General features: G+C 70.7%; 11 protein-coding genes. 9 read left to right on the forward strand and 2 right to left on the reverse strand.

Features of this window, described 5'->3' with window-relative positions:
* Positions 1-161 precede the first annotated feature (161 nt).
* The 3 genes from FEF34_RS40075 (at position 162) to mobF (ending at position 6,278) form a co-directional block, all read left to right on the forward strand.
* Positions 162-1,265, forward strand: coding sequence for a deazapurine DNA modification protein DpdA family protein (locus FEF34_RS40075; protein WP_138058376.1), 1,104 nt, complete (start codon positions 162-164; stop codon positions 1,263-1,265).
* Between the two features lie 146 nt (positions 1,266-1,411).
* Positions 1,412-2,035 carry a hypothetical protein gene (locus FEF34_RS40080; RefSeq protein ID WP_138058377.1) on the forward strand — a complete coding sequence of 208 codons (624 nt, stop codon included), beginning with the start codon at positions 1,412-1,414 and terminating at the stop codon, positions 2,033-2,035.
* 307 nt (positions 2,036-2,342) lie between these two features.
* Positions 2,343-6,278 (forward strand): MobF family relaxase, encoded by a 3,936-nt coding sequence (gene mobF, locus FEF34_RS40085; protein ID WP_138058378.1) that lies wholly within the window; start codon positions 2,343-2,345, stop codon positions 6,276-6,278.
* A 22-nt stretch (positions 6,279-6,300) separates the two neighbouring features.
* Here mobF and FEF34_RS40090 read toward each other — a convergent pair whose 3' ends face one another.
* Positions 6,301-6,879 (reverse strand): hypothetical protein, encoded by a 579-nt coding sequence (locus FEF34_RS40090; RefSeq protein ID WP_138058379.1) that lies wholly within the window; start codon positions 6,877-6,879, stop codon positions 6,301-6,303.
* An 11-nt stretch (positions 6,880-6,890) separates the two neighbouring features.
* On the reverse strand, positions 6,891-7,883 hold the full coding sequence (locus tag FEF34_RS40095) for a peptidoglycan DD-metalloendopeptidase family protein (RefSeq protein WP_138058391.1): 993 nt from the start codon (positions 7,881-7,883) through the stop codon (positions 6,891-6,893).
* A gap of 357 nt (positions 7,884-8,240) precedes the next feature.
* Between FEF34_RS40095 and FEF34_RS40100 the strand changes: the two genes are divergently transcribed.
* The 6 genes from FEF34_RS40100 to FEF34_RS44435 all read left to right on the forward strand — a co-directional run.
* Positions 8,241-9,059 (forward strand): hypothetical protein, encoded by an 819-nt coding sequence (locus FEF34_RS40100; protein ID WP_234043361.1) that lies wholly within the window; start codon positions 8,241-8,243, stop codon positions 9,057-9,059.
* A 12-nt stretch (positions 9,060-9,071) separates the two neighbouring features.
* A complete protein-coding gene (locus FEF34_RS40105; RefSeq protein WP_138058381.1) occupies positions 9,072-9,413 on the forward strand; it encodes a hypothetical protein in 342 nt (113 codons plus the stop codon).
* 10 nt (positions 9,414-9,423) lie between these two features.
* Positions 9,424-10,200: a hypothetical protein gene (locus FEF34_RS43545; protein WP_234043362.1), complete on the forward strand. Its 777-nt coding sequence runs from the start codon at positions 9,424-9,426 to the stop codon at positions 10,198-10,200.
* Entirely contained in the window at positions 10,190-12,067 is a 1,878-nt protein-coding gene (locus tag FEF34_RS40115; RefSeq protein ID WP_171053408.1) for a hypothetical protein, read from the forward strand. The genes FEF34_RS43545 and FEF34_RS40115 overlap by 11 nt, the downstream gene beginning before the upstream one ends.
* A gap of 3 nt (positions 12,068-12,070) precedes the next feature.
* The gene (locus FEF34_RS40120) at positions 12,071-13,108 is read left to right on the forward strand and encodes an SCO6880 family protein (RefSeq protein ID WP_234043363.1); all 1,038 of its coding nucleotides are present in this window, start codon (positions 12,071-12,073) and stop codon (positions 13,106-13,108) included.
* A partial coding sequence (locus tag FEF34_RS44435; RefSeq protein ID WP_407698380.1) for an SCO6880 family protein occupies positions 13,089-13,348 on the forward strand: 260 nt, incomplete at its 3' end. The genes FEF34_RS40120 and FEF34_RS44435, both read left to right, overlap by 20 nt.

A 13,348-nucleotide genomic window follows, 5' to 3' on the forward strand; every position in this document is an offset into this window, starting at 1 on the left:
TTGCTGTCCTGCAGCGCGCTGAAGACGGTGCCCGACCTGCAGATTCGTCTTGACTCGCCCTCTAGAAATTGATTGAATTGGATACGCAAGGCGTTGTGAGGGGGCGGGAATCCCCTCCCGGCGCCGGACACCGAGAACCTCAACTCCAAGGAGAAGACCTGATGGCACGGCGCCACCGGCCCACAGCAAAGAGGCCCGACCCGCTCAACGTGGACGAGGGACTGGTCATCGTCGAGCGCGACGGCGTACTGATGGCCGTCTGCGAATGCGAGGACTTCTACCTCTGCGGACACTGCTACCACGAGACCTGCCTCGACTGTGGCGAGTGCGCCGTCGGCCCGTGCCGCTGCGCTTGTTGGCGCAGTGAGCAGGAGCAGGAGGAGGAAGCGAACGGGGCGGCGCCCCGCTTCTACCTCGGCACGCATATGCCGAACTGGCTGTGGAGCAACGACCCCCGGTTCGAGGACACCACATTCTTCGTGTCCGTGAACCGGTTCGAGCGCCGGGTGACACCGATGCCGCGCGCCACCCGCAGCGTGTGCTTCGACTCCGGCGGATTCACCGTGCTGAAGAAGCACGGCGGATGGCCGATCGGCGCCGAGGAGTACGTGGAACGGGTCCGCCGGTACCGGTCGGAGCTGGGCAAGGACCGCGTGGTGTGGATCGCCCCGCAGGACTGGATGTGCGAGCCGTGGGTGATCTACGGCAAGAACCAGCACCTCGGTCCACGCCACCGCGACTACTTCCACGGCACCAAGGCCGCCCGCGGCCTGGCCCCGGACGACCCGGAGCACGAACTCGACACCGCGGTCGCCATCCACCAGCAGTACACCGTCGACAACTACTTGGACCTGCGGCGGCTCGCCCCCGAACTGCCCGTCATCCCCGTCCTGCAGGGCTGGGAGCTTGGCCACTACCTTGACTGCCTCCGGCTGTACGAGGAGGCCGGGGTCGATCTCACCGCGCAACCGGTCGTCGGCCTGGGCTCGGTCTGCCGCCGGCAGGCGACCGCCGAGATCAAGGAGATCGTCCAGACTCTCGCCGGGCGGGGGTTGCGGCTGCACGGGTTCGGGGTGAAGACCAAGGGCCTGGCCGCCTACGCCGACTCGCTCGTGTCCGCCGACTCCCTGGCCTGGTCCCAGGACGCTCGGTACTCCGCGCCGCTGCCCGGCCATGAGGGGCAGCACAAGAGCTGCGCCAACTGCCCCGACTGGGCTGCCAGCTGGCACCACCGCATCAAGGAGGAGCTGGTGACGGCGGCGTGACCAGCGCGTGAAAGACAAGGCGGCCGGCGGAGCAGATCTGGGAATCCCGCCGGCCGCGGCGGCTCGGCCACCGAAGGGCCTCAACAAGCCCATCAACCGAGCACGCGACCATCGTAGTCACGACCCACACCCCAGGAGCCCCGCCCATGCAGACCATCGACGGCCGCCCGTACGGCACCCGCGAGGACCTCGTCGCGCACACCGGCTACAGCCGGTCCACCCTCGCCGCGCTGTGGAAAGACCGCGTCGCCAACGGGCATCCCGCCGCCCGCGACATCGACGGCGTCATGCACTGGGACCTTGAGGAGTGGGACGAGTGGTACGCCGGCTTCCACCGCGGCCGCCGCGACCGCGCCCGGACCGTCGACCGCAGCGGCGACCCCGACGAGGAGCTGCGCCCGGTCGACCAGGCGCGGCTGCTCGGCCTGGACCCGAGCGCGATCACCCATTACCGCAAGAACCCGCCGCCAGGCTGGCCGGAGCCCGTTCGCGTCGAGGAGCTGCCGAGCGGCCGGGTACGTGAGTACCGCACCCGCCACCAGCTGTGGGCGTATCACGACACGACGAACCGGGCCGGGACCGCCGGCCGTCCGTCGGCGGAGGGGCCGGACCCCCGCATCGAGGAGGCCGTCAAGGCCCTGGCCGCCCAGCCGGACCGCACAGCCGGTGAGCTTGCCGCCGAACTCGCTGAGCGCCACAGCCAGTCCCCGCACACCTGGCGCCGAATCCTCACCGAGGCCCGCAAACAGCTTCACCAGCGCGGCGACTGACCGTACGAAGCGCTGACCCAGCCCGACGCCAGAAAGAGCCGAAGACCCCTCAGCACCGGGTGCAGTGGGGTCTTCTCCATGCCACCGAGGGCTTCCACTTCTGCCGCCCTCAGGTCGAATCTGCAGCGCCTCCGAAAGTTCCCCTCACGTGCGTACCGGTGACGCCTGAATCGACATTGACTCGTCCTGCGCATCGACTTATCGTCACGACCCTGTCAAGATCAGAATCGGATGGACAAAGGTACGTCCCCTACGGGGACGTACGCGGCCTTCGGCCGCTGAAAGGCAGGGGAGGGGGCGGCGGTCGATGGCGTGGGTCACCGGGATCGTGGATGACGAGCAGGTCGAGTACCGCCTCACCGGCCATTCCGGTTGCTACGTCCGGGGCGAGGGCGAAAGCCTCGACGGGCAGGCCGGCTCGGCCGCCGGCGACCAGGTCGACTACCGCATGGACGCCGCCGAGGACGGCACACTCGTGTGGATCGGCGAAGGCCTCGCCGCCGTCGGCCAGACCCCTGGCACGGTCCTCGACGAGGCGGGCAAGCAGGCAGCCCGAGCCCTGACCAACGGCGTCCACCCCCTCACCGGAGAGCAACTGGTGCGCCCCGAGCTGCGCGCACACCCGCGGGCCAAACTGACCGGCGCCCGGCTCGTCGAGGCAATCGAGGCGGCCGCCGAGACTGCTGGATGCGAGCCGGCCGACCTGTTCGCCGACAAGCCCAAGCAGGCGAAGAAGTACGCGACCTTGGCGCGGATGGTGCACCAGAAGGGCGAACGGCACCGGCTGCAGGTCGACTCCCTGCACCGCATCGCCCGCGCGGCCGGGCTCGCCCTGGAGGACATCTACGACGCCGACGAGCTCGCCGAGGCCCGCGCCCACGAAGGCGAGCGGGTCAGCGTCCGCATCCGCGCCTACGACGTCGTCGCCGACCTGCCCAAGAGCGACTCGACCCTGTGGGCACTGCTCGCCGAACGGCACGAGAAGGACTTCCGCGACCTGGTCCACCAGGCCAAGCGGGAGGCCTTCGCCGAGCTGGAGCGGTGGATCGGCTACGGCCTGGCGAGCGAGGACGGCAAGCTGCACCGCATCGCCACCGGCGGACTGCTCGGCTGGAGCGTCGAGCACCAGTCCGCCCGGCCGGTCGACGACACCCCCGGCGACCCCCACCTCCACGTCCACCTGGTGATCGTCAACATGGCCCGCTGCGAAGACGGGCAGTGGCGGGCGATCGCCAACGGCGGCATGGACCTGCACCGGCACGCCAAGGCCTTCGACGCCCTGTTCAAGGGGCGGGTGCGGGCGCTGGCCCACGAGCGGTTCGGCGTGCGCTACGCCCGCGCGGAGCGCACCGGCGCCTGGGAGGTCGCCGGCATCCCCGAGCCGCTGCGCGACCACTACTCCCGCCGTGCCGCCCAGGTCGACGCCATCGCCGGCGCCGACGCCAGCCGCGAAGAGAAGCTGCGGGCGTCGGCCGAGACCCGGCACGCTAAGCACGACACCGGCGTCATCGACCTGCGCGACACCTGGCGACAGCGCGCCGAGGACCTCGGCTACGACGTCGACGCGATGGTCACGGCCGCCGCCCCCGGCCCGCCCGGCCCTGACGGGCCGTTCGCTGTGGTCGGGCCCGACGGGCCGCGCACGCCGTCTCCCGAGCAGATCGCCGCCGCGGTCTTCGACCCGAGAGGTGGGCTCACCGCCTTCGACAAGGAGTTCAGCAAGGCCCAACTGCTCGCCCGGGTCGCCGACGCCTGCCCCTACGGCCTGAACCCGGCCCATCTGGAGGGCCTCGCCGAGCGGGTGCTCGCGGTGAAGGGCTACGTCAAAGCGCTGCCACCGCGCGGCTCGCAGCTGATGACGCACACCGAGCGGTACACCACCCGCGACATCCTGCAGGCCGAACAGACCATCGTGGAGCAGGCCCGCGCCCGCTACGCCGCCGACTCCGCCCGCCTGACCACCGATCAGGCAGCGGCCGCCATCTCCGTGTTCGAGGTGGCCGCCGGGTTCGAGCTCGCCGACGAGCAGCGGCGCGTGGTGCAACGGCTGCTGACGGCCGGCCACGGCGTGGATGCGGTCATCGGAGTCGCCGGATCGGGCAAGACGAGCCTGATGGAGGCCTGCCGCATCGGCTGGGACGCCATCGGCCTGACCTACGCCGGAGCCTCCCTGTCCGCGGTTGCCGCGCAGACCCTCTACGAGGGCTCCGGCATCCCCTCCCGCACCGTCGCCGCCTGGCTGCAGCGCATCCACGACGGCACCGGCCTGACGGGCGTCGACGTCCTGGTCCTGGACGAGGCGGCGATGACCGACGACCGGTCCATGGCCGTGCTGCTCACCGAGGCCGCCCGTACCGGCACCAAGGTCATCGCGGTCGGTGACCCGCAGCAGCTGCAGGCCATCGGCCCGGGCGGCGGCTTCGCCGAAGTCCACCGCCTCGTCGGCGGCGAGACACTCACGGTCAACCGGCGCCAGAAGGACGCGGGCGAGCGGGCCGCACTGGAGATCTGGCGCACCGGCGCCCGCGAGCAGGCCCTGAACCTGCTCGCCGACCGCGGCCGCATCCATGCCACCGACGGCGCCGACGACGCCCGCCGCGGCATCCTCGCCGCCTGGAACGAGGCCCGCGCCCGTTTCGGCGACGCGTACGACACGCTCGACAACCTCGTCGTGCTGGCCGCCCGCAACCACGACGCCGCCCTGCTGAATGGCGGAGCCCAGGCCCTGCGCCGGGCGGCCGGTGACCTCGGCCGCGAGCACCGCTACGCGCTGCCCGGCGGCGACCACCTCACCCTCGCCGTCGGCGACGTCGTCCGGGTGCGCACCAACGACTACCGCTCCCGGCGCGGCGCCGGCCCCGACGTCCTCAACGGCTACCGCGCCGTCATCACCGACATCGACGCCGAACACCGGGTGCAGATCACCTGGCGGCGCAGGAACAGCGACGGAACCCACCGCACCGGCCAGGCCTGGCTCGATGCCGGTCAGATCACCGCCGGAGCCCTCTCCCTGGGCTACGCGATGACCATCGCCGCCTCCCAGGGCCTGACCACCGACACCGCCCTCGTCTACGGCCACGGTGCGAACGCGTACGCGCTCTACCCCGGCATCACCCGCGCCAAGACCGCCAACCACCTGTGGCTGCCCACCGCGGCCCTCGAGGACCCGGAAACCCGGGCCGGGCTCGGCGACCCCCGTGACGAGGCCGAACTCCTCGAGCGCGCCCTTGCCGCCTACACCGTGCTGCTGCGCCAGGACCGTGCCGACGCCATGGTCAGTGACCAGCTGCGCGCCGCCCCCGAGCCCGTCGCCCCGCCGCAGCCCGCGGTCGAGGAACCCGCCTTCCCGGTGTGGGACGACCGCGACGCCCGCCCGTACGGGACGGTGCCCACCGCGCGTCTGGAGGCCCGGCTCGCGAAGGCCCTGCGCGGGGCGGCGGTGGCGGAACGCATGGCCGACGAGCAGGCCCGTGAGGCGAACAGCCTGGCCGCCGCTTTGTCCGAACGGCCGAGCGCCGGGCAGCGGGCTGCTGCAGAGGCTGCCGCGCTCATCGCGGAGGCCGACCGGCTTGCCGCCCTGGCGCAGCAGGAGAACCTCACCGCCCTCCAGGCCGGGGCGGCCGCGGAGAAGGCGACACGCATCCGGGACCAGGTCCAGCAGGCCAGCGGGCGCGGACGCATCGCGCTGCGGCTGGCCGGCACCTCACGCGCTGAACAGCAGGCCCTGACCTCCCACTACGGGCGGCAGGCCGCGCACGACCAGGAGCAGCAGCAACGCGCCCAGCGCGCCGCCGACACCGCCCGGACCAAGGCCTGGCAGACCATCCGCACCTCCCCGTACGCGGAAGCCTTCAGGGCGGAAGGGGCCCTCGGCGAGACGCCCACCGACGCGACGCTCATCCGGCAGCGCCTGGCCGCCATGGCCGCGCGGATCCCGGTGCTCGCCGACCAGATCGACACCGTCCGCTCCGAGGCGCTTGACGACGCCCGCCGACAGGCGATCCAGCTGCGCGCGAAGGCCGTGGAACATCGGCGGCAGGCTGCACTCCTACAGCGGGAGCAGCTGGCGCGCCAGCAGATCAGCGACCGGGCTCCGCAGCAGCACGCCGCCGAGGCCGCCGCTCGCGACGCCGCGTTGCAGCAGGAGCGGCGCCAGGCGGCCCAGCGGGCGCGGCAGCAGCACGGCCAGGCCCTCCCGCCTCAGCAGACGTTCCCGGGCGGCGGCGTGCGTACCGGCGTGTGAACCGCGAAACGGTGCCAGGGACTCAGGCCTGAGTGGAGGCGGTCGAGGGAAGCACGAGAGATTCCAGCCTCTTGCGGGTGTGGTGGACGACAGCAGCATCCGGCCCGTGGATGTCGATGACCGTGGCCAGCAGTTCCACCCCGTGAGGGTGCCGGTCGACCGTCGCGGGCATCGCCCGCCACAGGCTGTAGGCGCGGCGAGTGGCCTGGGCGGTATCGGGATGGGACCGGCCCTGCACACCGGAGCGCAGCCGTGCCGCGTGCAGGTACCAGCCCACAGCGGCGGCGTGGTCCCCCGTCAGGTGAGCGAGGTATCCGCGAACTTCGCGTACCTCGATGGTGTGGATATGCGGCTCGCCGTACTGGGCCGTGATCTCACGGTCGAGTTCGGTGGCCAGACGGACGGCCTGGTCCAGCTGGCCGGCGACGGCCGCGGCCGCCACCTCGGCCAGCCGCTCGCGCAGAGCCACGAGGACAGCAGGCGTCGGCGCCGGGGCGCCGTCCGCGGTCATCCAGAACGCGGCAGTTACGCTGCCCCACGGGGCGTACAGCGGCTCCTGCAGCGCCGGCGAGGTGCTCGGTTGGGGCGGCACGATGGTCATGGTCCCTGCTCTCAGATCTTCAGGCCGCGCTTGCGCAGATACGGGATCGGGCTGACGTCGGATCCGTAGTCCGGGCCGGTGCGGATCTCGAAGTGCAGATGCGGGCCGGACACGTTGCCCGTGGCGCCGGACAGCCCTATCCGGGTGCCTCCCTTGACCTTCTGCCCCTTGGAGACGGTCAGCCGGGAAAGGTGGGCGTACTGGCTGAACATGCCATCCGGATGCCGAATGACGACCTGGTTGCCGTAGGCGCCGCCCGGGCCAGCCGTGACGACGGTGCCGGGACCGATGGACTCGATCGGGGTTCCGATCGGCACCACGAAGTCGATCCCGGTGTGGTAGCCGCTGGACCACATGGGCCCGCGCTGGTGGTACGGCGTCCCGGCGGGGGCCTCGACCGGCAGGGTCCAACCACCTGCGGACCCCGCGTCTTCGGGTCCGGCCATCTCGACTGACATGGCCATGATGTTCTTCACGTAGTTGTAGGTCTCACCCCGGGCGAAGCTCTCGGGCGGCACACCGCGGTACTGGTCGACCCGGCCCCAGCCGGCGTTGTAGCCGGCGAGGGCCAGTTCTATGGGTGAGCCGTTGTACTGCGGATGCGCCTTGCCCTTCTTCACCAGACTGCACATGAACTTGCCCTGCGCCGGGATCGCATCCTCGGGGTCCCACACGTCCCGTTTGCCGTCGCCGTTGCCGTCGACGCCCCACGTCTGCCAGGTGCCCGGCATGAACTGAGAGATGCCCTGGGCCCCCACGGGCGACCCGGCGTCGGGGTTGAATCCACTCTCCTGCTTGAGCTGCGCGGCCAAGATCGCTGGTGGCAGGCCCGCGTCGCAAGCGGCCGCCGCGTCGAGGATGAGCTGTGCGTACTCGGGCGGCACTCCGCCCTTGCCGATCCTCAAGCTGCCGCCAGCCGGTGGTGCGTCGAAGTCCCCGCCCTTGTCGTCGTCGAAGGCGGCGATCAGCATCACCACGCCGATCCCGAGGGCGACCGGTGTCATCACCAGCCCGGCGGCACCGACCGCCAGCCAGCGCTTGATTCCTCCCACTCTGTCCCCCCGCTGATTTGCTTCCCCAAAGCGGCTCCTGGTGTTCCCTCGTCGGGAACCGCACCCCCGGAGGCTGCGTGATTGTGTGTGACACTATGCCATCAACGCTTACCAGCAGGGCGGTTGAGAAACCAGTAGTTGTTGCAAAGGCCAACCGTGTAAAGTTTCGATCTGCTCTGCAGGCGGTCGATGGACTATCGATGATTCACTAAAGTGAATGTTTGCATGGGTGGTACGGGGGGCTAAGTGCGGAAAAAGGCAGATTCACCACCCGTGTTGCCGGCCCACGGGCGGCTCGTCATGCCGGTCATGGCAGCAACCGGCGGCAGCGGACGGTCCACCGTGGCGCGCCTGCTGGCCGCCGAGTTCGCCACGGCCGGGCCCACCGTGGTGCTCGACACCGCTCCCCGGCTTTCCTCCCCCTGGCCAGCCCTGACCGTCGACCAGGGCGCCGGCGGGCTCGCCGCGCTCCCGCCTGACCAGCCGCTGACCCGGTCACAGGTGCACCAGGCAGCAGCCCGGCAGACCGCTCGCAACGACGACTGGCACGTCCTCACCGACGGCCGGGATTGGCACGCACCGCCGCTGAACCTGCCCGAACAGCCAGCAGCCTGGTACCAACTGGCCGCCGTAGGCGGATGGAGCGCGGTGATCGCCGACACCGTCCACCCGCTCGCTCATGACATCCTCGAGGCCCGCTGCGTCGGACGCCCCGGCCAGACCCGCGCCTGGTGCGAACTGCCGTATGCAGTACCAGTACTGTGCGCGGCCGCGACCGCAAGCGGCGTTGAAGCCCTGCAGCAGGCGGCGATGGTCCTGCACGCCGAGGGCCTGCCGCTACAGCGCGCCGTCGCCGTCCTCGTGGGCACCACCGACGGCAGGCCCGCCCCGGTCGTACGAGCGGCCGCCACGATGCTGGCCCCCCGCATCGCCGAGGTCACCCACCTCCCCTACGACCCGCACATCCGGGCGCACGGACTGCGCTCCGCGACGAAGCTGCGCGCCCGCACCCAGCAGGCAGCCGCGCACATCGCCGGCGCAGTCCTCGCCGCTGCCCACCGAGCGTGGGGCGATCCGCTGCCCCACGCACCTCAGCCCGCACCCATTGCTGTTGTCCACTCCCCCTGACGAGGTTTGATCATGAGCCAGATCCTGGAAACCCTGCACATCCTCGCCGCTGACCCCAACTGGAAGGACCTTGCGGCCCCCGGAGACCCGGTGCCCGACTACACCCCCGCCCTTCCCGATGAGGTCAACAACCCCGTCAAGCAGATCCTCGCGTGGACCGCCGGCCTCGGCCTCGCCGGCGCCGTCCTCGGAGGGCTTGTCGGCTGGGCGCTCGTCGCCGTCGGCCACAACACCGAACGTGCGCAGCTGGCCGCCCGCGGCAAGCAGGGGATCGTCTGGAGCCTCATCGGCGCCGGCGGTATCGGCGTGACCGCCTCCCTGGTCATGGCCTTCTACAACATGACGGGCAAGTGAGGGCCCGAGCATGGACAACCACGACCGCAAGGCCCGCCGGGCCAAAGTCTCGCTGATCGCCATCGGCGCAGTCGCCGTTGCCGCGCTGCTCGCTGGCGGGGTCACCGCGATCGCAGCCCTGGACGGCGACTCCGGTACACCGCCGACGGCCGGACCGTCCGCACAGGCCAGCTCTGCGCCCACCGGCGGGGGCGCCAAGGAGGCGATGACCCCGGACAAGGCCAAGAAGATTTCTCTTGTCTCGCCGACCGGGCAGCAGGACGGTGCTTCCATCGGTTTCCCCCACTCCGTCCCGGGCGCCATCTCGGCCGCGGTGTACTTCTGGGAGGAGTACGCCTTCCTCGATGACCAGCAGGCCCGTCGGCAGCTTGAGGTGGTGACCTCTCCCGACGCCACCGGCTACATCGACGAGCAGATCTCTGAGGTGCGCAAGCTGCGCGAAGGCGCCGGCCTGCCGCCGTCCGGACCCGCTCCGGCCGGTGTCACCTTCACCACCTCAGTCGAGGCGGTACGGGTGACGTCCGTCGACGTGCCCGGCTTGCCGCTCGGAGACGTCGTGCAGGTGTGGATGCACTACGACCGGTACGCGACCGGCCCGGATGGCGGTGCGGACGACAACCCGCTCAAGGACGAAACCGATGACCTGTTCCTCAAGTGGCAGGACGGGGCGTGGAAGCTCACCAACGAGCCGGACGTGGTTAAGCGGGGCAGCTTTCCCGTCGCCTACTTCCCCGAGAGCCCCCACGCCTGGAGGGACGGCTGGAAGCAGGTGAAGCGTGCCGACTGATCGTGTCTCCCGTCCGGCCCGCGCTCTATGCCTGTTCCTCGCGCTGCTGTTCTGCCTGGGCGGCGGCATGGTCACCGCGCCGGTCGCCGCCGCGGACAACCCGGAGGCTCACGCCGACGTCGGCCCGCCCGACCCCATTCCCGAGGAGTGGGAGGGGCAGTCGATCGGCATCGACACCAACGGCAAGTACTGCATCTGGGACGCCCCCGGAGTGGAGGGCTGCCGGGCCGCAGAGGCGGGCGAGCTGCCCGGCACCATCGACATCTGCGAAGGCGCCGACGGCATCGCCTCCCCCTCGTGCGACAAGGAAGACCAGCTGGCCTTCGAGAAGCGCCGACTCGAGGAATGGCGCAAGAAGGCCAAAGACGCGCCCAACTTCGAGAAGCTGAACAAGTACATCACCGAGTGCGTCGAGAAGAAGCGCAAGCCGTTCAAGGAATGCCTGAGAGAGGGCGAGTACAAGTACCCGCCGCCCGCCAAGGGCCCGATGGACTGGATCGCCGGGAAGATCAGCGAGCTCGCCTCCGACGCCCTGCAGGAGGCCGCCAACTACATCGGCAAAGCCGTCGTGTGGCTGCTGGAGCAGTTCGCGAACGTCTTCAACACCGCCTCCACGATCGACCTGAACAAAACAGGGATCGGCAAGGTCACCAGCATCATGACCGCCCTGTCGATCGTGATCGCGACGTTCCTGACGCTGCTGCAGTTCGGCAAGGTCAGCCTCAGTCACCAAGGGGAACCGGCCGCCACAGCCATCATCGGCCTGGTCAAGTGGGCGGTGATCACCTCCGTGTACTTCACGGCCACCCAGGCCGCCCTCGGCTGGTCGGACGCCGTCAGCACCTGGATCATCAACTACAGCTTCGAAGGCGGAGGCTCCGGCGAGACCGACGCTACCAAGGCCATGCAGCAGCAGCTCGGCAAGCTGTTCGGCGGCCTGATCACCGGCGGCGGAGGCGCCGCCACCGTCGGCGGCGCGCTGATCACCGGCGAGGGTGTGGCAGCCGCCGCGGTCGGCGTCATCATCGTCGTCGGCATCGTGTGCATCCTGGCCATCGCCGCCCTGTGGCTGGAGGTTCTGCTCCGCCAGGCCGGAATCATGATCCTGGTGGCCACCATGCCCATCACCCTGGCCGGGCAGATGTCGGACGCCACCAGCGAATGGTGGCCCAAGGCCCGCAACGCGCTGATTGCCCTGATCCTGATGAAGCCGGCCATCGTGACCTGTTTCAGCATCGGGTTCTTCGCGATGGCGGAAGGCCAGGGCGCCCAGAACATGTTCGTGGGCCTGGTCATCTTTGTACTCGCGTGCTTCGCCTGGCCTGTCCTCGCCAAGTTCATGACCTTCTCCACGGCCGGCGGCGGCAGCTCCATCGCCTCCGGGCTGCTCAGCTCCATCGGCTCCTCGGCCGGCTCGATGCAGGGCGGCTACCGCCCCGAGATGGGCGGCGCGGGCGCGGTCGGCGGCGGCAGCGGCTACACCCGCGCCCTGGAACAGGACAACGCCCAGGTCGCGAAGGCCAGCACGGGCGGCGGCTTCTGGAGCGACGAGTCCCTCAAGGCCCGCATGAAGGGCGGTAGCGGCCCGTTCAGCTCCAAGGTGGCCGGCTCGATCGGCCTTCCCCTGCAGGTGCTGGCCGCAGGCAAGGACGCTCTGGAATCAGGCATGGCCAACACCGCGGCACACGCCGGCCTGGACCACGGCAGCCCCGGCGGCCGCCACGTCGTCATCCCGCCCCGCTCGGCACCCGCCACCGGCGGCAGCCCCACAGACGAGGCACCCCCACCGCAGTCCGGGGCTCCGGCCGAGATCCCGCCCCGCCCGGTTGCCCCCTCCCAGCCGGCCGAACCCTCGAAGGAGGCGTAACCGATGTCGCAACCCGCCACATACGGCGGCTGGCAGAGCGAGAAGTCGGGCTTCATCGGCCGACTCTCCGGCCCGGGCTTCGCCATGGTCGCCGTCGCGTCCGTGGCCGCGCTCATCCCGTTCAACCTGGGCAGTTGGCGAGCCGCACTCGTCTGCGTACCGATCTCCCTGCTCCTGCTGCTCCTCGCCTTCGGACGAGTGATGGGACTGAGCGCCGACGAATGGATCCTCCTGGCAGTGAGGCATCAGATCGCCGTGGCCCGCAAACACAACATCTTCCTCAGCGGCGCCTTCGCCCCGCGCTCCGCAAAGACCGGAGAACAACCCATGGACCTGCCCGGCGTCCTTGCCCGACAGCGGATCCTCGAGGCCCCGGACGGCCTCGGCGGCCGCCTCGGCGTCGCCCACGACCCCGTGGCCGGCACCTACACCGCCATCGCCCGCATCACCTTCCCCGGCCTGGCCCTGGTCGACACCGACAAGCAGGCCTCCCGCGTCGCCGCCTGGGCCCAGTTCCTGCGCTCCTACTGCACCGAGGACTCGCCGATCGTGCGCATCGCGGTGCACCAGCGCTGCCTGCCCGACGACGGCGCCGCTCTGCGCTCCTGGACAACCCGCCACCTCGCTCCCGAGGCACCCGCCGCAGCAGTCACCGCACTGTCCGAGCTGATGGAGGGCGCCGGGCCGGCGGCCACCACCCGCGAGACCTACCTCTCGGTCACCCTCTCCTCCAGCCGCGCCCGCCTGGCCATCAAGGGCGCAGGCGGCGGACAGGTCGGAGCCGCAGCCGTCCTCGTCCGCGAAGTCGGCACCATGCACGCCGCACTGAGCACCGCGAGCCTCCAGGTCGTCGAATGGCTCACCCCGCGCGGCGTCGCCCAAGCCGTGCGCACGGCGTATGAACCCACCGCACAACTGGAGCTCGCCACCCGCAACGCCGCCGCCCAGAACCCCGACTGGACCGGCACCCCCGCAGGCGTCACACCCGAACTGGCCGGGCCCGCGTACGCCGGTGACCAACATGGGCACCTACGAGCATGACGGCGCCTGGACCGTCTCCTACCAGGTGCGCAACTGGCCCCAGTCCACGGTGTACGCCACCTTCCTGCAGCCGGTCCTTCGGCCACGCCAGAACGCCCGCCGTTCCATGAGCCTTATCTACGAGCCGATGGGCCCCCGCCGGGCCGCCAGGAGCTGTCCAAGGAGAAGGCCAAGCGCAGCAGCGCCCGCTACTTCCGGACCAAGACCGGCCGGGACGAGAGCGAGGACGAGCGACGCGAG

It is taken from the genome of Streptomyces marianii (genome assembly GCF_005795905.1).
Classification (GTDB): Bacteria; Actinomycetota; Actinomycetes; order Streptomycetales; family Streptomycetaceae; genus Streptomyces; species Streptomyces marianii.

What these genes read in the sequence shown, in the direction of transcription:
- FEF34_RS40090 (WP_138058379.1), bottom strand. Translation starts at nt 6,879, where the DNA reads ATGACCATCGTGCCGCCCCAACCGAGCACCTCGCCGGCGCTGCAGGAG.
- FEF34_RS40095 (WP_138058391.1), bottom strand. Translation starts at nt 7,883, where the DNA reads ATGACACCGGTCGCCCTCGGGATCGGCGTGGTGATGCTGATCGCCGCC.
- FEF34_RS43545 (WP_234043362.1), top strand. Translation starts at nt 9,424, where the DNA reads ATGGACAACCACGACCGCAAGGCCCGCCGGGCCAAAGTCTCGCTGATC.
- FEF34_RS40080 (WP_138058377.1), top strand. Translation starts at nt 1,412, where the DNA reads ATGCAGACCATCGACGGCCGCCCGTACGGCACCCGCGAGGACCTCGTC.
- FEF34_RS40120 (WP_234043363.1), top strand. Translation starts at nt 12,071, where the DNA reads ATGTCGCAACCCGCCACATACGGCGGCTGGCAGAGCGAGAAGTCGGGC.
- FEF34_RS40100 (WP_234043361.1), top strand. Translation starts at nt 8,241, where the DNA reads ATGGCAGCAACCGGCGGCAGCGGACGGTCCACCGTGGCGCGCCTGCTG.
- FEF34_RS40075 (WP_138058376.1), top strand. Translation starts at nt 162, where the DNA reads ATGGCACGGCGCCACCGGCCCACAGCAAAGAGGCCCGACCCGCTCAAC.
- mobF (WP_138058378.1), top strand. Translation starts at nt 2,343, where the DNA reads ATGGCGTGGGTCACCGGGATCGTGGATGACGAGCAGGTCGAGTACCGC.
- FEF34_RS40105 (WP_138058381.1), top strand. Translation starts at nt 9,072, where the DNA reads ATGAGCCAGATCCTGGAAACCCTGCACATCCTCGCCGCTGACCCCAAC.